Below are 21,755 nucleotides of genomic sequence, written 5' to 3' on the forward strand. Positions count from 1 at the left end.
CTGAAGCTTTTCTATTCTTGTTGCGTTGTAAGCGTTTCTCCGATGCTCATTTACTTTCTGCAGCGAGTTTGGAAAGAGGTTTAATGAGCATGAGATAATGTTATAAGGTATTGCCCTGTCTTTTATGGCTTGCTGGCATTATTTTAAATCATTTAAGCAAACATTAAATGTTCTAATTCCAATAGGCCCACAATTTAAGTAGAATGACAATCATTTTATGGATTTGGGGTAACTATGACAGTTAAAGCACATACTATTGACCTAGCGCAAGTAGGCATGCATGACCTGGAGCAAGTTGGTGGTAAAAACTCTTCCCTTGGTGAAATGATTAGTCATTTATCATCAGCGGGCGTTGCTGTTCCTGGGGGCTTTGCTACTACAGCAGATTCATTCAGAGAGTTTTTATCGCGCGGTGGTCTAGATAAAAAAATATATGAACAATTATCTGCTTTGGATATCGAAGATGTATGCCAATTAGCCATAGTAGGGAAACAAATTCGGGATATGATAGTAAATACCCCATTTACTCCTGAATTTGAACAAGCAGTTCGTCTGGCTTATCAAAAATTAACTCAACAAATTGGCCATGATGATTTTAGTGTGGCTGTGCGATCTTCTGCAACTGCTGAAGATTTACCAGATGCATCTTTTGCAGGACAACAAGAGACATTTCTAAATATTAAAGGTATTGAGGCCGTATTGCTGTCAATAAAGCATGTTTTCGCCTCTTTATTTAATGATCGGGCTATTGCCTATCGGGTGCATCACAACTTTGCTCATAATGAAGTGGCTTTATCTGCTGGTGTTCAGCAAATGATTCGTAGTGATTTAGCAGCTAGTGGTGTTATGTTTACTATGGATACTGAATCAGGGTTTGACGAGGTCGTGTTTATTACTTCTTCTTATGGCTTGGGGGAAATGGTAGTGCAGGGAGCGGTAAATCCTGATGAGTTTTATGTACATAAGCCAGGGATTAGAGCCAATAAACCGGCCGTTATTCGAAAAAATCTAGGCTCTAAAGCCTTAAAGATGGTTTATTGTGATGATCCAAATCTTGAGCGACGTGTAAAGACTGTCGATGTAGAGATCAATGAGCGCTTATTGTTTTCTTTGAATGAGAAAGAGATTGAGCAGCTCGCCCAACAAGCATTAATTATAGAAAAGCACTATGGTCGTCCTATGGACATTGAATGGGCGAAAGACGGCGTAGATGGCAAATTATATATTCTCCAAGCGCGTCCTGAGACTGTGAAAAGCCGCGATAATAAACAGGTATTGGAACGCTACACCTTACAAAAAAGAGGCTCCGTTTTAGCTGAAGGCCGTAGCATAGGTCAGCGGATTGGCCAGGGTAAGGCGAGAGTTATTAAAGACATTAGTGAAATGCACAAAGTTCAACCAGGTGATGTTCTGGTTTCTGACATGACCGATCCTGATTGGGAGCCTGTGATGAAACGTGCTTCCGCTATTGTAACTAACCGAGGCGGAAGAACTTGTCATGCAGCAATTATTGCTCGTGAATTAGGTATTCCCGCAGTTGTAGGGTGTGGTGATGCCACTAAAACAATAGCCGATGGAGATGAAGTTACCGTCAGTTGTGCTGAAGGTGACTCAGGTTTTGTTTATGCGGGCATTTTACCTTTTGAGCGAGTAAGCTTAGATGTCGATACTATGCCTGAATTACCGATGAAAGTGATGTTGAATGTGGGTAATCCTGAAAGGGCGTTTGCATTTCAGTCCATACCTAACGCTGGCGTAGGCTTGGCGCGTTTGGAATTTTTAATATCGAATACTATAGGGATTCATCCCAGAGCTTTATTAGATTTTGATACTTTAGAGGATCAAAATCTTAAAAAATTTATTATGGAGAAAACTGCTGCTTACGCTTCTCCAGTAGAATATTATATTGAGCGTTTGAAAGAGGGAATTGCGACAATTGCGGGGGCGTTTTATCCCAAACCGGTTATTGTAAGATTGTCTGATTTTAAATCCAACGAATACGCAAATCTGGTTGGTGGTACTTTATACGAGCCTCATGAAGAAAATCCTATGCTTGGTTTTAGAGGGGCTTCACGTTATGTTTCCCCTTCATTCGAAGAGTGTTTTGCTCTTGAATGTAAAGCAGTGAGACGGGTTCGAGAAGACATGGGATTAACTAATGTTGAGGTGATGATTCCTTTCGTAAGAACAGTGTCTGAGGCCAGTAATGTGATTCAGGTTTTAAAGCAACATGGACTTCAACGTGGTAAACATGGTTTACGCATTATTATGATGTGCGAATTACCGTCTAACGCATTGCTTGCGCATCAATTTTTAGAGTATTTTGATGGATTTTCTATTGGTTCTAATGACCTAACTCAGCTAACTTTAGGATTAGATAGAGATTCTGGTCTAGTGGCAGCACAATTTGACGAACGTAATGATGCTGTTAAAGCTTTACTGCACATGGCTATCGCTGCTTGCAAAAAAGAAAATAAATACATAGGAATTTGCGGACAGGGGCCTTCAGATCACCAAGATTTTGCTCAGTGGTTGATGAAAGAGGGAATTGATAGTGTTTCTTTGAATCCTGATTCAGTATTGGAAACTTGTCTCTTCTTGGCCAAGCAATAATTTTATTTTGCAGAGGGCATAGTATCATGCATCGTTTAAAGTGGTGGCTAATTTTAGCTGGTCTATGCCCTACATTTGCCTTTGCCTCTGGTGGTGATCACAGCGATCCTATCGCTTCAGTAATTTTGGGTGTAACCACCATTTTTTTCTTTGCTATCATCGGCCGTTATATAGCAAAGCGCCTTAACCAACCGGGGGTTTTGGGTGAATTATTGATGGGGGTTTTTATAGGGAACTTGTGTTATTTTTTTGGATCTCAATTAATCATTATTTTGCGCGAAGGCTCTTCAATTTTTAATATAATGAAAGAGTTGCTAGTAGGCACGTCATTAAATCAGGCAGTACACTCCTCTATTACCAATCCTTTCTACGCGCAACAAGTCAGTCAAGCCCTTAGTAGTTCAAATGGAACAGAATATCTCAAAATTGCTTATACCATTGATATTTTTTCACGATATGGGGTCATTTTTTTATTGTTTATGGTAGGGCTGGAGAGTTCTGTTGAAGAGCTCAAACATACAGGTCGTGAGTCCATATTTGTTGCTTTGATTGGGGTCATTGCCCCTATGGTTTTGGGATTTGGAGTGGCCTATTTCTTAATGCCAAATGCAAGTTATCAAGCGGATTTATTTATTGCAGCTACTTTAAGTGCCACCAGTATAGGAATTACTGCGCGGGTTTTATCTGAGATGAATAAACTGCGTACTAGAGAAGCAAGGACCATTCTTGGCGCGGCCATGATGGATGATATATTGGGTTTGATCATCTTAGCGGTGGTAAGCAGTATTGTGATTAATGGTACTGTGGATATGGTTATAGTGGTACGTATCATTGTTTTTTCTTTGCTTTTTTTTATAGGGGCTTTATGGTTAGGCCCTATTCTCTTACGTCAGGCAGTTCATTTCTTTCGTTTTCTTGAACCCTGGGAGTCGAAATTATTCATCTCTTTTCTCTTTATCATGGCTTTGGCTTGGCTGGCGTCATTTATTCAACTGGCCGCCATTATTGGTGCATTTGCTGCCGGGGTTATTCTTCATGATGGTTATTTTAAGTCGAGTACATCCTATAAAAAAGAAGAGCGCAGCATTAGCCATTTAGTTTCCCCATTAGAGTCTATTTTGGCTCCTATGTTTTTTATAGTGATAGGCATTCAAGTAAAATTAGAGACATTTTTTAGCTGGAATGTCATTATTCTAGCAAGCGGTTTAGTATTGGCTGCCATTTTGGGCAAATTGATTAGTGGTTTAGGAGCAAATCGTAAAGATGATCGTTTATTAATAGGCATAGGTATGTTGCCTCGCGGAGAGGTAGGATTGGTTTTTGCCTCTATTGGTCGAACTTTAGGCGTGATTTCTGATGATTTATTTTCTGCAATCGTTTTGATGATAATGATTACTACCTTTATTGCACCACCTTTATTAAAGGCTCGTTATGCCTACAAAAGGAGATTAAAGCATGAACATTAATCCATCACAGGTATCATCTGATGTACAGCGTGCTTTGCTGGAAGATGTTGGTAATGAGGATGTTACAGCTGCTTTATTGCCACTCCATCTTGTTGTTGAAGCAGAAATAATTTCTCGCGAACCGATGCTAGTTTGTGGACAGCCATGGGTTAATGAGGCGTTTCATCAGATAGATAGTAAAATTGAGATTGAATGGCTGGTCGCAGAAGGAGATTGGTTACCCAGCCCAAGCACCTTATGTACCATTCATGGAACTGCAGGCCCTATTTTAACTGCTGAACGTACTGCACTAAATTTTTTACAAACGCTGTCAGCAACGGCAACACAGGCTTATTTTTATGCACAAAAGCTTAAGGGAAGCCAGACTCGATTATTAGATACACGTAAGACTCTACCTGGCCTTAGGATAGCCCAGAAGTATGCTGTTCGATGTGGCGGTGGAGTGAACCATCGGATGGGGTTATATGATGCCTTTTTAATTAAAGAAAATCATATTAAAGCTTGTGGTTCAGTGGCAGGGGCTATTGCCTTAGCGAGACAAACACATAAACATCTTTTAGTGGAAATAGAGGTTGAGAATCTAGTCCAATTACGGGAGGCTTTTGATGCTCATCCTGATAGAATATTATTAGATAATTTTAGCCAAGAGATGTTGGAGCAGGCAGTTAAAATGAATCAACCTAAATACTGTGAATTAGAGGCATCTGGTGGAATTAGCATAGACAATATTGCGGAAATAGCGACGTCGGGCGTTGATTTCATTTCGGTAGGCGCAATTACCAAATCCATTAAAGCTATAGACTTGAGTTTATTGGTGAGGGAAGTATTATGACTCCAAGTATTGTTTTTACAGGTGGGGGTACTGCAGGTCACGTGACTCCTAATGTTGCTTTAATTAATGAGTTTAAGCAAGAAGGTTGGAGCATTGATTATATTGGTTCCGGCGATGGCATTGAAAAGGGAATGATTCAAACCATTGGCATTCCATTTCACGCAGTCAGTAGTGGTAAGTTACGTCGATACTTTAGCCTTAAGAATCTATTAGATCCTTTTAAAATTGTTCTAGGGATTATGCAATCCTTTTGGTTGTTTCATAAATTAAAGCCCGATGTAGTATTTTCTAAAGGTGGCTTTGTTGCATTTCCTGTTGTCGTTGGTGCTTGGTTACATCGTATTCCTGTCATTGCCCATGAATCAGATATGAGTCCTGGTCTTGCTAATCGGTTGTCTTATCCCTTCGTTAATAAAATATGCCTTACTTTCGATGCAGGGAAAAAGCATTTTAAGAAGCAGGAAAAAATTGAGGTGACAGGCACCCCTATTAGGCAGCAGTTATTTGCTGGAAATGCTGCTAAAGGTCTTCATTTATGTGGATTTAGCGCGGAAAAGCCCTGTCTTTTAGCAATTGGTGGAAGTTTAGGTGCTGGTTCAATTAACCATAGTATACGCAATGCACTACCGCAATTAACAAAAGAATTTCAGGTGATTCATATTTGTGGTAAAGGAAAGTTAGATAGCTCTTTAAATGGAACACCAGGTTATTGTCAATTTGAATATGTTAATGATGACTTAGCACACTTATTTGCGGCTGCTTCAGTGGTGATTTCTCGTGCAGGTGCTAATTCACTTTATGAAATATTAGCTTTGGGTAAAGCGCATATTTTAATTCCCATTTCTTCTCAAGTAAGTCGTGGTGATCAAATTCAAAATGCTCAATATTTTCAGAAGTTAGGTATTAGTGTCGTGATTCAAGACCAAGCTTTGAATGCAGATACACTGCTAAAGGCGTTGCAAGAAGTCATGCTGAATAAAAAAGATATTGATGGCAAAATCAAAGCATTAAATATTGAGTCTGCCGCTGATAAAATTGTGGCTATTATCAAGGAGCAAGCCCATGTTCAATCCCCAAGGACTGTATGAGTTTATTAGTCAGCAATGGCAAGAAGAAATATTGCCCAGCTTATGTGATTATATAAAAATACCTAATAAATCACCTCATTTTGATGCTTCATGGCAGGAACACGGGTATATGGAACAGGCTGTGAATCACATTGCCAACTGGTGTCAAGCTCATGCTCCTAAAGGAATGAAATTAGAGATTATGCGGTTAGAGGGGCGAACACCGCTAATCTTTATGGAGATACCAGGGCAAATTCAAGAAACCGTTCTTCTCTATGGTCATCTGGATAAACAACCAGAGATGTCTGGTTGGCATGATGATTTGCATCCATGGAAACCCGTATTAAAAGACGGTCTTTTATATGGACGTGGCGGTGCTGATGATGGCTATTCAGCTTATGCTTCTTTGACTGCAATTCGAGCTTTGGAAGAGCAAGGATTACCATTTCCTCGTTGTGTTTTAATTATTGAAGCTTGTGAAGAAAGCGGCAGTTATGATTTACCTTATTATATTGAATTATTAAAAGAACGCATTGGTAAACCAGCCCTCATTATTTGCCTTGACTCAGGCGCTGGTAACTATGAACAACTATGGATGACTACTTCGTTACGTGGCAACGTGGTAGGGGAGTTGTCTGTTGAGTTGATTAGTGAGGGGGTTCATTCGGGTGCTGCGAGCGGTATTGTTGCCGATAGTTTTAGAGTAGCTAGACAATTAATTAGTCGTATTGAGGATGAGGCGACGGGGGAAATAAAATTACCTGAGCTTTATTGTGATATTCCTCAAGAAAGAAAAAAACAAGCACTACAATGTTCTCAAATACTAAATGAACAAGTTTATAGTGAATTTCCTTGGCATGAGGATGTACAGCCTGTCGTGGAAGACGAGCAACAATTGATTTTGAATCGAACTTGGCGCCCTGCATTGACAGTAACTGGAGCAGATGGTTTTCCTGCTATTGCCGATGCGGGAAATGTCATGCGTCCCCAAACGGCTTTCAAGCTATCTATGCGTATTCCTCCTTTAGTAAATCCTAAAAAAGCTGTTGTTGCTATGCGTGATGCTCTGATTAGTAATCCTCCTTATAATGCTAAAGTAAGTTTTGATGTAGGGGATGGCTCTCAAGGATGGAATGCACCACAGTTATCCGAGTGGTTGGAAAAAGCGGCGAATGAGGCTTCAATGGCTTACTATAATCGATCCGCAGCTTACATGGGGGAGGGAGGTACTATTCCTTTTATGGGGATGTTGGGTGAGCGTTTCCCCGATGCTCAGTTTATGATTACGGGAGTATTGGGTCCTCATTCCAACGCTCATGGGCCAAATGAGTTCTTACACCTGGATATGGTTAAGAAATTAACGGCTTGCGTTTCCTACGTTCTCTATAGTTTTTCCAGTGTAAATTCCCAATGAGTATTGACCCAACACTAAGATTTTCGAGGAATTTGTTGGGTCAAAACAACCTATAGGCGTCAAGCTAAAAACGAAATATCATTCTAAGGCCCTCCCTCTAACCTTCTCCCGCGGTTGATCATCTATTCTTAATCAAAATCTCTTTCGCGGGAGAGGGAATTGTTTGTGCTATCTGAATAGTATTTCGCTTCTTATTCCCTCTCCATTGAGGGAGAGGGGGGAAATTTACTCCATTTTCTCCTTAGCATGACGCCTATGGATCAAAACGATCCAACCTACAATTAATTGTTCAGAGTATCAGGGCAAAAGTAACAATTATTGGATGTACTTCAAGACAGTTGCTACCTTGCCTTAATATCCTTTGTTAAGAATAAAAAATAATTAAAAATATTATCGACAGTTGCAAAAAATATTGGGATACTTGCTTTCGGCTCTGGAACGAGCCACTTAGTCCAACAATTAGGAGAGAAAATTATGAAAGCAAAATATACTGCTTTGTGTTTGTCATTATTTATAATAATCCCCTCAGTCCATGCCGCGAGTAGTCAAAATCCCTCTTCCACAAAACAAGCTGCTGTAGTCAAAAATAAAATTGATCTTAATAAAGCTGACCTGTCTGCTCTTACTGGATCATTTAAAGGGATAGGAAAAAAGCGTGCCGCAGCCATCATTGCTTATAGGGAGAGTCATCACGGCTTTAAAGCCATTGAGGAACTAGCTTCTGTCAAAGGATTTGGCCAGCATTTTCTTGATGTAAATAAAGAGAAACTGAAGGAAGTTTTTACCGTAAATTAACATAAGTTTCGGATAAGAGTTGTAGCCTGGGTGCAGCGTTAGCGTAACCCAGGATCAAGATAGACTATATTGCACCTGATTAATAAAGAAGTTCTAATGCCGTGTTGATCCTGATTGTTGCCGCTATACCATTCCTGGGGTATGCTAGCACCTAGGATACAATTATCGGGCTCTGTTAATGCCCTAGACCTTTGAATAAGATCTCAGATGTCTAGCTACCTTGATAAGCATTACGTTTTTCATACAGCGCTTCAGCTTCATTTTGTTTAGTAAGGTTTTTAGCGCCACCTTTTCCTCTTCGATTTTGGCTGGAAGGAATGCTGGCTACAGAAGCATATTGAGCCAGAGCCAATTTATCCTTTTCTGCGCCTTTAGGGCCAGGAAGAACATTCAGTCTCATGGCTCCTCTTGAACCCGCATGCAAAGTAGTTAGCGGTTGTTTAACGTAGCTATTAGGATAGCGTTTATATTGACTGGTTTTTTTCTCAGCGGGGGAGCTTTTAGGCTTTTGGTAAGTCTTGGGACCACAGTTAATGGCGTATTATTAGCCAAATTATACCGTGCTTGTAAACGAGATAGAGTGCTAATGCTAAGAGGCGCTTCTTTTAAAGCACTTATGCTTCTAATAAGGTTAGTTTTATTTTGAGCAATCAATTCCTTTTGATGAGCAGTGAAAATAGGCGGAAGTTTTTGTGGAACAGTTGCCTCTTTTTCTTTTCCTGTAGATGATACTGCTTCTTGTTGTAATGGAGCGTTGGATTCTAAATGAGTAGTTTTACTTCTTTTTATACTACTAGAATGTTCGGAGGGGCTGATCATCTCATCTTCATGCGGTGGGCTATTGGTATACTGCTCCAATAGTGCAGAGTGTTTTTTCTTATGAGATATGGATGCTGCACTCGCTCTTTTTTCTGACAATAATTCCTTTTTTCTGTTAGTAGTCGTTCTAATTCTTTATTTTCTTTATAAGACGAGATAATTCGCTCACGTTGATACTTGATTTGGATTGCTCTTTCTTTTTGAGCTAAGTCTTCTAAAATCTCCTTACGATTTTTAATATCAGGATTGGTAGATGAATCGTCTTTTCATTTCTTGGCGTCTCGTAGAGTTGTTTATGAGGCAATGCGGTATAAATTTGGAGCGCATTAGTCAATAAATGGTCTTTTGGCAAATAGAGCAAATGCATTGTCTATTGTCTTTACATTTGGGTAGGCATTAGATTTCTTTCGAAAGAAATCTATTCGAATACCAACTAGTATCAAGAGAAATCCTGTCATAGGATATTTATAAAACCTTTTTTCTAAACCTCCAAAACTCATTTGTTCCAAGGGGAAGAAAAGACAGCTCAAAATGTTATTTGTTTTTATAAAATAATGACGATTAGTTAAAATTTGATCAATTTAATAAAATCATTCTGTTTAAATTTTATAATTTTATTTGTAATTCTTGTGATACAACTGTCGATTTTTACTCAAATATAGGATAAAGTACCACCTAAAAAAGAACGAGGTAGTGTTGGTTATGTTCAGAAAATTAAGGGGCGTTTTTTCTAACGATTTGTCCATAGATCTTGGAACCGCCAATACATTGATTTATGTAAGGGATAAGGGAATCGTTCTTAACGAACCATCCGTAGTTGCCTTGCGTAGCGAGTCAGGGCAGAAGCGTGTTGCTGCCGTTGGTCTGGAAGCTAAGCGCATGCTAGGAAGAACTCCTGGTAATATTAATGCGATTAGACCGATGAAAGACGGCGTTATTGCTGATTTCTTTGTCACTGAGAAAATGTTGCAGCATTTCATTCATAAAGTGCATGAAAATAAATTCTTACGTCCCAGTCCTCGTGTTCTTGTTTGTGTTCCTTGTGGTTCTACTCAAGTTGAGCGACGTGCAATTCGTGAATCAGCAATGGGTGCGGGTGCGCGCGAAGTGTTCCTTATTGAAGAGCCAATGGCCGCAGCGCTGGGTTCAGGTATGCCAGTTGAAGAGGCTAGCGGCTCAATGGTCGTTGATATCGGTGGTGGTACCACAGAAGTAGCAATCATTTCTTTAAGCGGCATTGTTTATCACCAATCAGTGCGTATTGGTGGTGATAAATTTGATGATGCCATTGTATCTTACGTTCGTCGTAATTATGGAACTTTGATTGGTGAAACAACTGCGGAACGTATTAAGCATGAAATTGGTTCTGCTTTCCCAAGCCGTGATTTGTTTGAAATAGAAGTTCGCGGAAGAAACCTTGCCGAAGGTGTTCCTCGTAGTTTTACTCTAACTAGCGCTGAAATTTTAGAGGCTTTACAAGAACCTTTATCAGGCATTGTAGGCGCAGTAAGAGCCGCCTTAGAGCTAGCTCCGCCTGAATTAGCTGCAGATATTGCTGAGCGTGGTATGGTTTTAACTGGAGGCGGTGCTTTGTTAAAAAACATAGATACCTTGCTAATGGAAGAAACTGGTCTACCTGTATTAATTGCTGAAGATCCATTAACCTGCGTTGCACGTGGTGGTGGTAAAGCTTTAGAAACCATGGATTTACGCGGCGGTGATTTCCTCTCAACAGAATAATGCGCACGAACGATTATTTAGAAAAGGTGGGCACAGTCCTATAGGATTTGCAGTTGCTCTCCTTTTTTCTATTGTTCTCATGTTTGCTGATTACCATTACAAATATTTAGATATTGTTAGGAATGGTTTTTCTTTAGTCGTTTCTCCTCTGCAATATGCAGTTGATTATCCTGTCCGCGTCGTGGGATGGGTACAATCCCTCGTGAGTGCGAAAAAGGCGTTAATTGATGAAAACATGAGGTTGCGTTATCAGCAAACGATGTTGGAAGCTGAGTTGCAGAAATTGTTGGTGATTCAGAAAGAAAATTCGCAATTAAAAGAATTATTACTAACCTCCTCAAAAGCAGACATGCGTGCCATGGCAGCACAAATTCTTGCTGTCGATACTAGCCATGCCCGTCAAATTGTAGTTTTGGATAAAGGTAAACGTGATGGGGTCTATTCAGGACAGCCTGTTCTAGATGCTAAGGGGGTAATGGGACAGGTCATTGATGTGGGGCCAATGACCAGCACCGTATTATTGATATCTGACTCTAAAAGCGCTGTCCCTGTACGCAATAATCGTACCGGTGAGCGAGCTATTCTTGTCGGTACTAATAATATGGAACAATTATCATTAATTAACTTACCTAAAACTTCTTCTATTGAGGCTGGTGATGTATTGGTAACCTCTGAGTTAGGGAGAAGATATCCAGAAGGTTATCCCGTCGGACGTGTATTGGAAGTTAAAAGCCTCCCAGGAGAGGATTTTGTTAAAGTGATTGTAAGTCCGATAGCTTTACTTAATAAGAATCGATTAGTATTACTCATTTGGCCTGATCTGGAGCAGGAGCAATTAACGGCTCAAATTAATGAGCGTTTGAACTCAGAGGGAATTGCTGAATGATTAGCCTCCGTTTGCGACTTTGGGCTGGGTTTATTGGCGCATTGATTTTATCTATTTTACCCATGCCTGAATTAATTTCTGCTTTTCGTCCTTCGTGGGTTTTGCTTGTAGTTTTATATATAGAATATTATTTACCTGGTGTTTTCAAATTAACCGCTTTATTAATAGTTGGTTTACTTTTAGATGCCTTGCTGTCTACAGTGATCGGTGAGCACTCATTTGCTTTGTTACTAGTAACTTGGATTGCATCGAGTAAATCACGGCGATTTCGTTTCTTTTCTATGTTACAACAAATTTGTTTAGTGGGGTTCTTTTGTTTCCTTTACGAAGCGATCATTTCTTTTATTGACGCTTTATTAGGCTTCAATTATAGCTTATTTATGCCTTTTGCTAGTGCGGCTTTAAGTATGTTTATTTGGCCTTGGATTCGTCTGCTTGGGGATAGTTCTTTGTTGATTCGCCCGAATTACCGCTGATTTATACTCTCCTGGTTGCAAATTACCGAGCTCCCAATCGCCAATTTTATGTCTTACCAGTCTTAATGTAGGATAGCCAATAGCTGCAGTCATTTTTCTAACTTGATGATTTTTTCCTTCCCTTAATATAATTTCTAACCAACAGGTGGGAACAGTTTTTCTAAAACGAATCGGAGGATTACGCGGCCAGAGCAAGGGCTCATCAATTAAATGAACTTCGGCAGGAAGAAAAGACAGATCTTTAAGCTTTAGTCCTTTTCTTAAAGCTTCAAGATCGGTTTCAGAAGGTATGCCTTCCACTTGAACCCAGTAATGTTTTTTCTTATCAAATTTAGGATGCGTTAATTGATGTTGCAAAGCGCCATCATCAGTTAACAATAATAAACCTTCACTATTTTTATCCAAACGTCCAGCCGCATAAACATTGGGTATTGTAATAAATCCAGCAAGAGTTTGTTCATGAACATCTCCGGAAAACTGAGTCAAAACACCATAGGGTTTGTTAAAGAGGATTAATTGGGTCATTGAGTTTGATCTGCATCGTTATTTGAGGTGCTTATGGTAGAAGGAATAGGAGTCAGCTGCAATATATTTGACTTTTTCCATACCACTGCCTCAATTTGTCTTTTAGGGCTTATATCATATACAATGAGGCAAATTTATTATTTTAAGTGGTGTTTGTTGATGAAGTACTTAATCTCTTTACTACTCATTTTGGCTCAAGCTGGTTGTGCCATTAACCATAAAGTCATGGTGGGCGATGAGAGAGTAGTAATTCAGCAAACAGTAGTGGGAAAAAAAGGTAAACATTTTATTCATGTCCATCATAACGAGCAAACTGCGTTAAAAGCTGCTAAAACTGTTGTCAATAGAGAGGGCGGTAGTTTGATTACTCTTGTTCATTCTGGGGGACGTAATATAGTATTTCACTTGAACAACAAGAGGTATGAGTTTGATCCCAATCGTATTTATACCGATACCGGAATTAAAAAAACACTGACACAGTTTGGTGCCTATAGTCCTGAGGCGCATCAAGAAGTGAAAAAATTATCAACAAAAATTAAACAATTATTACCCAAGGGGAAGATAATTGCCGTTCATAATAATTCGTCTTATTCATTAAAGGATTATTTACCAGGACATGAATTAGCTCACGATGCTAAAGCCTTGCATATGGATCCTAATAATTATTTTAGAAATTTTTACTTAGTAACTAAATTCCGTGATTATTTGCGGTTAAAATTGGAGGGGTTTAACGGTATTTTACAAAAACCCTCAGCAACCGACGATGGTTCTTTATCTATTTATCTTGCTCGACAAGAGTACATTAATGTTGAGGCCGGTTTTGATCAATTAATGGAACAAATTAAAATGTTACAGCGTGCCTAAACAATAAATAATAATTTATGCGTCGTGGTAATGGTTTTTTGAGTAACTTAGGGATGTAAGCATTGTTAAAGAATAAAGGGACTTATTTGTTGAAGCAGCAGCAGGCTAAAACGGAAAATTGTTTTTCATGAGCACTACTTTATTTCACTGTATTGCCTGGCTTGCTATATCTTTGTTTTTTAAAGTTGTTACTCCAGCTCCTAAAACAAATGCTTCAAATACTTCCCATCCACCCCAAATATCATCAAACGTACAATCTTCCTCGGCTGACTCGTCGAATACTCAAAAAACAAAAAGCATAGATAAAAATAAAATATTGTTTGACGAAGCATTCGCCTATTCACATACCCCGGGGCATAGTCCTAATTATATATTAGCTGCTGTCGAAGAGGTGATTGGAGTAGGGTTGGGGGCTGCCGGCTATTACAAAATGATTGAGTTTAATAATCGAGATGCAGATTATAATTTACACTCGTCAATAAAAGCTCGCTTAAATGGAAGTGCTATTAGATTTGACGATAATGATTTTCAAACAAATCTTGATCATGTAACCGCTGGAGCGGCTTATTATACTATAGCAAGATCTAATGGATTGAATCGATTCAGTTCATTCCTATACAATTTTGTAGCTTCGACTGCTTGGGAATCATTAGTGGAGTATCGCGAGGTTATTAGTATTAATGATGAAATTAATACAATATGGGGTGGTTTCATTATTGGTGAAACAATTCATGAGTTATTAAAAATTTTTCAGTCTGGGCCCAATAATTTTCTCAATAATAGCTTCAAATATGTATTTGAGGCCATCTATGAATTTAATGACTGGGTTGCTAAGGAATCGCCTTATTATCCACTTGATTTTAAACCTGATGTTTGGGCAAAGCTCGATATTTATGCTGGTGTTTACACTGAGTCCTATAGTCCTAAAACAATACAGCAACATGGGGTAGCTAAAAACTTTGGTGTTGATGCTCAGTTGATCGATATACCAATGTTTGAGCAACCCGGGTCTATCGATGAGATTTTAACCGATGATGTTTTTACTCAGCTTACTTTATGGAACGATACTGGCGAGGCAGACTTTAGCCGATTCTCACTTTTTGCCAAAACAACTCTAGGTGCTTATTATAAGAAAGATTTAAAAGCAGATCTCGAGGACAGGCTTAATGGCTACAATCTGTTCATCGGGCCTAGTGTCGCTGTAGATTTTAAGAAAGAAAATAGAGAAGTCCTTAATGAAAATTTTTATTCTGTTATTCATGTTTTAGGGAGTACTCTCGATCTAACACAATATTTTCATAGTGCACGTATTCGTTGCGTATTTGATGTTTACGGTGATTTTTCGATGATGCAGGCTTCTGCCTTTCCTCTGTATGCAGCAACTCATGATATTAGTAATTTACAATCAGTGCTTAAAAATTACAATTACTATTATGGCGCTGGCTACAGTATTAATGGATGGATCAAAGGACAGGTTGGTCCTATTGATGTAGGAGGGTCTATTTACTACAAAAACGCAAGTCTTATGCCACAAAGAACTCGTTTTGGTTTAAATAACCGTTCTGTTACTGAAAAAGGCGATTGCGGGAAGTGGTGTGAGCAAATTGAGTCTATTCAGCTTAGGATCAATGATCAAAGGATAGACTCTGCTATTTGGGTTTCGATAAGGCCTATAGAAAACCTGAGGGTTCAATTGAGCATTGAACGCTCTGATGTAATAGGGGCAATAAGCAATTGGAACAGTGTACATAATACCGAAATCAGAAAAATGTTGAGATTAGTCTATTCTTTTCGATCAACTTTTTAAAAAATATAACTAAATCCCCCCAAAACCCCTACGCCATAACTCACTAAGTCAAGAGAAACGTGTTTGGCCGGAGACCAACTAGCTCCTAAACCAATAATGGGACCTGGATCATGTCCTATAACAGGGCCTAAGGCTTCTGCTATACCACATTTACCTCTATACCCATGCATGATTCCAAGAACGTAGTGAAAGGTAACTTGCTGTACAGAATAAATGTCTCTTTCTACACCACCATAATAGACTCTACTTTTACACGAGTTGATGAATGTTCCGGCAGCAATACCACGAAATGTTATATCAACAAGCCATTGATTATTATTCTCTCCCCAAGGATTTTGAATAACATGATAACCAAAAGGGAGGAAAATAAGGCGGGAACTAGTAGGCTTACCCCATACCGCTTTAGCTATAGTTACGAAGGGATCTTTATACGCTTTCTTTTGAAATCCTACTGAAGATAATTGTGCTGTTTTCGTATCTGGCGTATACACCCCTGTTCTGCGCTCTGTTCCTCCAATCTCTTGTTCCTTAGCCGCGAATGGTGAAAGAGGTTTCTGCGTATTAATTTGGAGTGTTTGAGAAAAATTCGATTGAACGTTATTCGAAGAGGTTAGAGAAGAACTATTATTTCCTGGTTGGTTAATAAAGGAAAATACTGCTGGTGATATAACCCCCGTCAACAAGAACAAAAATTGTTGGCACTTCCTTTTGCTTAAAATCAATATAATTACTCCATAAAATATAGTCGAAGAATTTATTAGGTCGTTCATTCTATACCGGGTGTGAATGAAATTTAAGAGTTTTTTTCAGAGAAAAGTCATAGTCTTAATTATCATCTATCTACTAGCCCAGAGTTTGAGCTACAGTCTAAGTTAGGCAAATAATAACTTCTTCATTTTCTTTTAAATTCCTATTTGGGATTACCTATTATCACATGCTATGATAATCCTCTCTAAATTTCCGGAGTAGTCAATGACATACGATAAAATCAAAGTACCTTCTCAAGGCGAAGCTATTACACTTGCTGCTGATCATTCTCTTCGTGTACCTAATAACCCCATTATTCCTTTTATTGAGGGGGATGGTATTGGCGTTGATGTAACACCTCCTATGATTCATGTTGTTGATGCAGCAGTTGAAAAAGCTTATGGTAGTAAGAGAAAAATTGCCTGGATGGAAGTTTATGCAGGGGAAAAAGCAACTAAAGTTTATGGTAGCGATCAATGGTTACCTAAAGAAACTTTAGATGCAATGAAAAAATTCATTGTGTCCATTAAAGGTCCATTAACCACGCCTGTTGGTGGTGGTATTCGTTCATTGAACGTAGCTATTCGTCAAGACATGGATCTGTACACCTGTTTACGCCCTATTCGTTATTTTGATGGAGTTCCTAGCCCAGTTAGAGAACCATGGAAAACGGATATGGTAATTTTTAGAGAAAACTCTGAAGATATTTATGCGGGTATCGAGTGGCAGGCTGACACTGCTGAAGCTAAAAAAGTAATCCAATTCCTTACTAAAGAAATGGGGGTTAAGAAAATTCGCTTCCCAGAACATTGCGGTATAGGGATTAAGCCTGTTTCCAAAGAAGGTACTACTCGTTTGGTAAAAGCTGCAATTCAGTATGCTATTGATAATGATAGACAAACAGTTACTTTAGTTCATAAAGGTAACATTATGAAGTTCACTGAAGGTGCATTCAAAGAGTGGGGATATCAAGTTGCTCGTGACTCTTTTGGTGCTAAAGAATATGAAGGTGGACCATGGATGGAGTTCAAAAATCCTAAAACTGGTAAACAAATCATTATAAATGATGTTATTGCTGATGCATTTTTACAACAAATCCTTCTTAGACCAGAAGAATATAGTGTCATTGCTACCTTGAATTTAAATGGTGATTACATTTCTGATGCTTTAGCTGCTCAAGTAGGCGGTATTGGTATTGCTCCAGGAGCAAACATTAGTGATGAAGTTGCTGTATTTGAAGCAACTCATGGAACTGCGCCCAAATATGCGGGTAAAAATAAAGTAAATCCAGGCTCCATCATTCTTTCCGCTGAAATGATGTTGCGTCATATGGGATGGCACGAAGCAGCTGATCTCATTGTTAAAGGTATGGAAGGGGCTATTAGCGCTAAAACAGTTACTTATGACTTTGAGCGAGGTATGGATGGAGCTACTTTGGTTAGCAGCTCTGGCTTTGGTGATGCCATAATTAAGCATATGTAATTTCTAGGTTTAAAGTAACTATTCATCGATAATGAACCCTTTTGATGAATAGTTACACTTCCTTCATTTGCCATAATCAAGATTCATTGGCTCTTGATATACTATAATTAATTGCAATAAATTTACAATTGAGTGAGTTGTATCTAATCAATATGCTATCGATTATTTCAATAGCTAAATATTTATTTAAAAATAGTTAATTTTACTGGCCAAATGCGTGTGGGGAGTCTATAAAAATAGTAAGAGGTTGTATGTTATGAGCGGGCAAAATTTAGAGGAAATTGTTAGGCATACTGTATCTGAGACCAAAAGTCGTACAGATATAAAAATGCCGAGAAAGTACAAAGTTATATTGCTCAATGATGATTATACACCAATGGATTTTGTGGTAGAGGTGCTGAAACATTTTTTTCATCTAAGTGAAGAAAGTGCTGTTCAGGTGATGTTACAAGTTCATTTTCAAGGCAAAGGCGTGTGCGGGGTGTTTACCCGGGATATAGCAGAAACAAAAATTGCCCTAGTTAATGAATACGCCAGAATGAATCAACATCCATTGCTATCTAGCATGGAACCCGAATAACTGGTGGTGTGGGCCGGAAAGGAGCAACGACAATGTTAAATAAAGAACTAGAATTCACCTTGAATCTAGCTTTCAAGGAAGCAAAAGAGAAGCGTCATGAGTTTATGACCGTAGAACATTTGCTGTTGTCATTGCTTGATAATCCGTCAGCAGGTAATGTGCTGCAAGCGTGTGACGCTAATATTGAGTCTTTACGACGTGATTTGATTGAGTTTATCGATGAAACGACTCCAAGGATACCAGAGGACGAGTTAGATAGAGAAACTCAACCAACTCTTGGATTCCAACGTGTTTTGCAACGTGCGGTATTTCACGTGCAATCTGCTGGAAAAACTGAAGTTACAGGCGCGAATGTGCTCGCCGCAATTTTCAGTGAACAAGAGAGTCAAGCGGTATACTTTTTACGTCGTGAAAATATAACTCGTCTCGATGTCATTAATTATATTTCTCATGGTGTTTCTAAGTATCAAAATAATGATATGCATGATCATATGAATTCGTCTATGGATGAAGAAATGATGTCGACCGAAAGCAATGAATCTCCACTTGATAGCTATTGCACTAATCTAAATCGACGTGCAAAACAAGGCAAAATTGATCCTCTAATAGGTCGTCATGAAGAAATACAACGTACTATACAAATATTGTGTAGACGTCGCAAAAATAACCCCTTACTTGTTGGTGAGGCTGGTGTTGGTAAAACAGCGATAGCTGAGGGATTGGCTAGACGCATTGTTGATGGTGAAGTTCCTGATTCCATACGTGGATGCATTGTCTATTCATTGGATCTTGGTGCTCTGTTGGCCGGAACTAAATACCGGGGAGATTTTGAAAAACGTCTAAAAGCGGTGTTAAAACAATTAGGACAGCAAGATGGTGCGGTTTTATTTATAGATGAAATTCACACCATTATTGGAGCTGGAGCTGCTTCTGGTGGCGTTATGGATGCTTCTAACCTTATTAAACCTTTATTGGCCAATGGGGAATTGAAGTGTATCGGTTCTACAACTTATCAAGAATATAGAGGCATTTTTGAAAAAGATAGAGCGTTGGCCAGACGTTTCCAAAAAATAGACATTGCTGAACCTAGCATTGATGAGACTTTTGAAATATTAAAAGGACTGAAAGGTCGTTTGGAAGAGCATCATGGCGTGAAATTTTCTATTCCTTCATTAAGAGCTGCTGCAGAATTATCTGCCAAATATATTAATGACCGATTTTTACCAGATAAAGCGATAGATGTGGTTGATGAAGCGGGCGCTTATCAGAATTTATTAACGGCAAATAAACGCAGGAAAATAATTAGCGTTACTGAAATTGAGAGTGTTGTTGCGAAAATAGCACGTATACCAATTAAGAAGGTTTCTGCTCGAGATAAAGATACTCTGAAGAGTTTGGAACGTGATTTGAAATTGCTAGTCTATGGACAAGATCAAGCAATTACTGCTCTGGCCTCAGCAATTAAACTAGGGCGTTCAGGTCTTCGAGAGCCTCAAAAACCTGTTGGTTGTTTCTTATTTGCTGGTCCTACTGGTGTTGGTAAAACAGAGGTGACTAGGCAGTTAGCTAACGTTCTAGGCATAGAACTGCTACGTTTTGATATGTCAGAGTATATGGAAAAACACACTGTTTCTCGTTTGATTGGAGCTCCTCCTGGATACGTGGGCTATGATCAAGGCGGTTTGTTAACTGAAGCAGTAAGTAAACATCCTCATGCGGTTCTATTGCTTGATGAAATAGAGAAGGCGCATCCTGACGTGTTTAACTTATTACTACAAATAATGGATCACGGTACTTTAACTGATACGAATGGACGTCAAGCTGATTTTAGACACATCATTATGGTGATGACTAGTAATGCTGGTGCAACTGAAATTGTGCGTAACTCTATTGGTTTCTCGTTGCAAGATAACTCTGGTGATAGTCTTGATGTAATCAAAAAGCAGTTTAGTCCGGAGTTTAGAAACCGACTGGATGCCATTATTAATTTTGCTCCATTAGATGCTGAGACTATTGGATTAGTAGTAGATAAATTCATTATGGAGTTGGATGAACAATTAAGTCATAAAGGAGTGACCTTTACTGTTGATAAGTCAGCCCGTGAATGGTTAATAGAACATGGCTATGATAAAACAATGGGTGCTCGTCCTATGGCCAGATTGATTCAAGAAAACATCAAAAAACCACTTGCTGATGAGCTGTTGTTTGGCAAATTAATGCACGGCGGACATGTCACGTTAAAAGTCAAAGATGGTAAGTTACATTTCGATAGTCAAGATCATCGTGAAGGGGTATTTTAAGACTATTATGTAGCTGAAAGTTAAAATAGAGCCTCTAGAATAACTCAGGTAAAAAGATGATTCTGGGTTATTTTAGGGGCTTAATTCTATTAAGCCTATCAATAATAACCATAAGCATTCATATAAAATGGCGACAATGGAAGATAGTGGTAGCGCGCTAATTAGGACTCTTGAGCCTAAACGGTAAGTTAAAAAACAGCAGATATAACGTTCCTATGGATGTTACTTTAGTAGCTCCTGACACCGCAATTTCTCGTCTGTGTGCATTTTGAGAGGGAAATATCAGAGGATCTTAAATTCGATGCCCTTAATATTGTTTAATGAATAGCAAAAATGGGTTAAATTAAGGAGTAGATAAAAGCAAATTGGAATCAAAAACAGAAGCATTTACAAAAAGAGGAGCGTTATGAAAGCCTTAGTAAGTCATTTTAAAGAGTCTCCTCAGTGGACAGATTTTACAGATCCAAAGACTGAATCGGATGAAGTGATTGTGAATGTTTCTGCTGTAGCATTAACTAATTTAGTGAAAGGTCAATCTAATGGCACACACTACTCGGTTAAAGGCGATTCGATTCCATTTGTTCCCGGTGATGAGGGGACTGGCAGAATGGAAAACGGCCAGCGCGTTTTCTTCTTTAGCAAACGCAAACCATTTGGCTCACTGGCAGAAAAGACAGTCGTTAAGAGGGAGTTTCTTATTCCATTACCGGATGATCTTGATGACGTTTCGGCTGCATCCATTTCAAATCCTGCAATGTCTTCTTGGGCTGCTCTTACTCGACGGGCTCTCCTTAAGCCTGGTGAAACGGTTTTAATTAATGGGGCTACAGGTATCTCCGGCCAAATGGCGATTCGGATAGCCAAACATTTGGGAGCTAGACGAGTCATTGTTACCGGTCGTAAGGAGAGTAATCCTGATAAATTAATCTCATTGGGGGCAGATGAAGTTATTACATTAGGAGACGGTTTTAATGAGCGTATAACGGCAGTTATAGAGGAAATTTCTATAGTGCTTGATTACCTATGGGGCTCATCGGCTGAGTCAATTATTAACACTGTTGGTAATACTCATAGTGACCGTCCTGTTCGTTATGTTCAGATTGGGACCATTGCTGGAACAACAATTAATATGCCCGCATTTCCGTTGCGTGCATCAGGACTCGTCATGATGGGAACAGGCTTGGGAAGCGTTAGTAATTTGGAATTGCTCAAGGTGATTAGCGAAGCTTTTCAAGTAGCAAAAAAAATCGGCTTAACTGTTGATGCAACCGCCATTCCAATGAGCGAAGGTGAAAAAATTTGGACTGAACACCGCAATGATCGTGTTGTATTTACTTTATAA

Annotated in this window: 19 protein-coding genes; 15 read left to right on the forward strand and 4 right to left on the reverse strand. The window is 39.0% G+C overall.

What is annotated here, in order from left to right:
• The first annotated feature begins 234 nt into the window (after positions 1-234).
• The 6 genes from ppsA to LFA_RS03765 all read left to right on the forward strand — a co-directional run bounded on the left by ppsA (position 235) and on the right by LFA_RS03765 (position 8,187).
• Positions 235-2,613: a phosphoenolpyruvate synthase gene (ppsA, locus tag LFA_RS03740; protein WP_045094982.1), complete on the forward strand. Its 2,379-nt coding sequence runs from the start codon at positions 235-237 to the stop codon at positions 2,611-2,613.
• A 26-nt stretch (positions 2,614-2,639) separates the two neighbouring features.
• Positions 2,640-4,079: a cation:proton antiporter gene (locus LFA_RS03745; RefSeq protein WP_045094983.1), complete on the forward strand. Its 1,440-nt coding sequence runs from the start codon at positions 2,640-2,642 to the stop codon at positions 4,077-4,079.
• Positions 4,069-4,911 (forward strand): carboxylating nicotinate-nucleotide diphosphorylase, encoded by an 843-nt coding sequence (gene nadC, locus LFA_RS03750; RefSeq protein ID WP_045094984.1) that lies wholly within the window; start codon positions 4,069-4,071, stop codon positions 4,909-4,911. The genes LFA_RS03745 and nadC overlap by 11 nt, the downstream gene beginning before the upstream one ends.
• Complete coding sequence (locus LFA_RS03755) at positions 4,908-5,999, forward strand: undecaprenyldiphospho-muramoylpentapeptide beta-N-acetylglucosaminyltransferase (RefSeq protein WP_045094985.1); 1,092 nt, start codon at positions 4,908-4,910, stop codon at positions 5,997-5,999. Before nadC ends, LFA_RS03755 begins: the two co-directional genes overlap by 4 nt.
• Positions 5,974-7,392, forward strand: coding sequence for a M20 family metallopeptidase (locus LFA_RS03760; protein ID WP_045094986.1), 1,419 nt, complete (start codon positions 5,974-5,976; stop codon positions 7,390-7,392). The genes LFA_RS03755 and LFA_RS03760 overlap by 26 nt, the downstream gene beginning before the upstream one ends.
• Positions 7,393-7,866: 474 nt before the next feature.
• Positions 7,867-8,187, forward strand: coding sequence for a ComEA family DNA-binding protein (locus tag LFA_RS03765; RefSeq protein ID WP_045094987.1), 321 nt, complete (start codon positions 7,867-7,869; stop codon positions 8,185-8,187).
• 211 nt (positions 8,188-8,398) lie between these two features.
• On the opposite strand, the gene LFA_RS03770 is transcribed toward LFA_RS03765, so the two are convergent.
• Both LFA_RS03770 and LFA_RS03775 read right to left on the reverse strand, forming a co-directional pair.
• Positions 8,399-8,587 (reverse strand): hypothetical protein, encoded by a 189-nt coding sequence (locus tag LFA_RS03770; protein WP_045094988.1) that lies wholly within the window; start codon positions 8,585-8,587, stop codon positions 8,399-8,401.
• 29 nt (positions 8,588-8,616) lie between these two features.
• Positions 8,617-9,105, reverse strand: coding sequence for a hypothetical protein (locus LFA_RS03775; protein ID WP_045094989.1), 489 nt, complete (start codon positions 9,103-9,105; stop codon positions 8,617-8,619).
• Between the two features lie 603 nt (positions 9,106-9,708).
• Between LFA_RS03775 and LFA_RS03780 the strand changes: the two genes are divergently transcribed.
• The 3 genes from LFA_RS03780 to mreD are packed head-to-tail and all read left to right on the forward strand — an operon-like array spanning position 9,709 to position 12,108.
• On the forward strand, positions 9,709-10,746 hold the full coding sequence (locus LFA_RS03780; protein WP_045097400.1) for a rod shape-determining protein: 1,038 nt from the start codon (positions 9,709-9,711) through the stop codon (positions 10,744-10,746).
• Positions 10,724-11,632, forward strand: coding sequence for a rod shape-determining protein MreC (mreC, locus tag LFA_RS03785; protein ID WP_045094990.1), 909 nt, complete (start codon positions 10,724-10,726; stop codon positions 11,630-11,632). The genes LFA_RS03780 and mreC overlap by 23 nt, the downstream gene beginning before the upstream one ends.
• Positions 11,629-12,108, forward strand: a complete 480-nt coding sequence (gene mreD, locus LFA_RS03790) for a rod shape-determining protein MreD (protein WP_045094991.1) — start codon at positions 11,629-11,631, stop codon at positions 12,106-12,108. Before mreC ends, mreD begins: the two co-directional genes overlap by 4 nt.
• Here the strand turns inward: mreD and LFA_RS03795 are convergent.
• Positions 12,034-12,633: a pseudouridine synthase gene (locus tag LFA_RS03795; protein WP_045094992.1), complete on the reverse strand. Its 600-nt coding sequence runs from the start codon at positions 12,631-12,633 to the stop codon at positions 12,034-12,036. The two genes, mreD and LFA_RS03795, sit on opposite strands and share 75 nt — an antisense overlap.
• A 159-nt stretch (positions 12,634-12,792) precedes the next feature.
• Between LFA_RS03795 and LFA_RS03800 the strand changes: the two genes are divergently transcribed.
• A complete protein-coding gene (locus LFA_RS03800) occupies positions 12,793-13,497 on the forward strand; it encodes a protein tyrosine phosphatase (RefSeq protein ID WP_157010273.1) in 705 nt (234 codons plus the stop codon).
• Positions 13,498-13,624: 127 nt separating this feature from the next.
• Positions 13,625-15,304 (forward strand): DUF3943 domain-containing protein, encoded by a 1,680-nt coding sequence (locus tag LFA_RS03805; RefSeq protein ID WP_045094993.1) that lies wholly within the window; start codon positions 13,625-13,627, stop codon positions 15,302-15,304.
• Here LFA_RS03805 and LFA_RS03810 read toward each other — a convergent pair.
• Positions 15,301-16,026: a hypothetical protein gene (locus LFA_RS03810; protein ID WP_045094994.1), complete on the reverse strand. Its 726-nt coding sequence runs from the start codon at positions 16,024-16,026 to the stop codon at positions 15,301-15,303. The genes LFA_RS03805 and LFA_RS03810 overlap by 4 nt on opposite strands.
• Before the next feature lie 250 nt (positions 16,027-16,276).
• On the opposite strand from LFA_RS03810, the gene icd reads away from it, so the two are divergent.
• From icd to LFA_RS03830, 4 genes are all read left to right on the forward strand, one after another.
• A complete protein-coding gene (gene icd, locus LFA_RS03815; RefSeq protein WP_045094995.1) occupies positions 16,277-17,533 on the forward strand; it encodes an NADP-dependent isocitrate dehydrogenase in 1,257 nt (418 codons plus the stop codon).
• 256 nt (positions 17,534-17,789) lie between these two features.
• Entirely contained in the window at positions 17,790-18,113 is a 324-nt protein-coding gene (clpS, locus tag LFA_RS03820; RefSeq protein ID WP_045094996.1) for an ATP-dependent Clp protease adapter ClpS, read from the forward strand.
• A gap of 32 nt (positions 18,114-18,145) precedes the next feature.
• The gene (gene clpA, locus LFA_RS03825; protein WP_045094997.1) at positions 18,146-20,413 is read left to right on the forward strand and encodes an ATP-dependent Clp protease ATP-binding subunit ClpA; all 2,268 of its coding nucleotides are present in this window, start codon (positions 18,146-18,148) and stop codon (positions 20,411-20,413) included.
• 406 nt (positions 20,414-20,819) lie between these two features.
• Entirely contained in the window at positions 20,820-21,755 is a 936-nt protein-coding gene (locus tag LFA_RS03830) for a quinone oxidoreductase family protein (protein ID WP_045094998.1), read from the forward strand.

Source organism: Legionella fallonii LLAP-10, from assembly GCF_000953135.1.
Classification (GTDB): domain Bacteria; phylum Pseudomonadota; class Gammaproteobacteria; order Legionellales; family Legionellaceae; genus Legionella; species Legionella fallonii.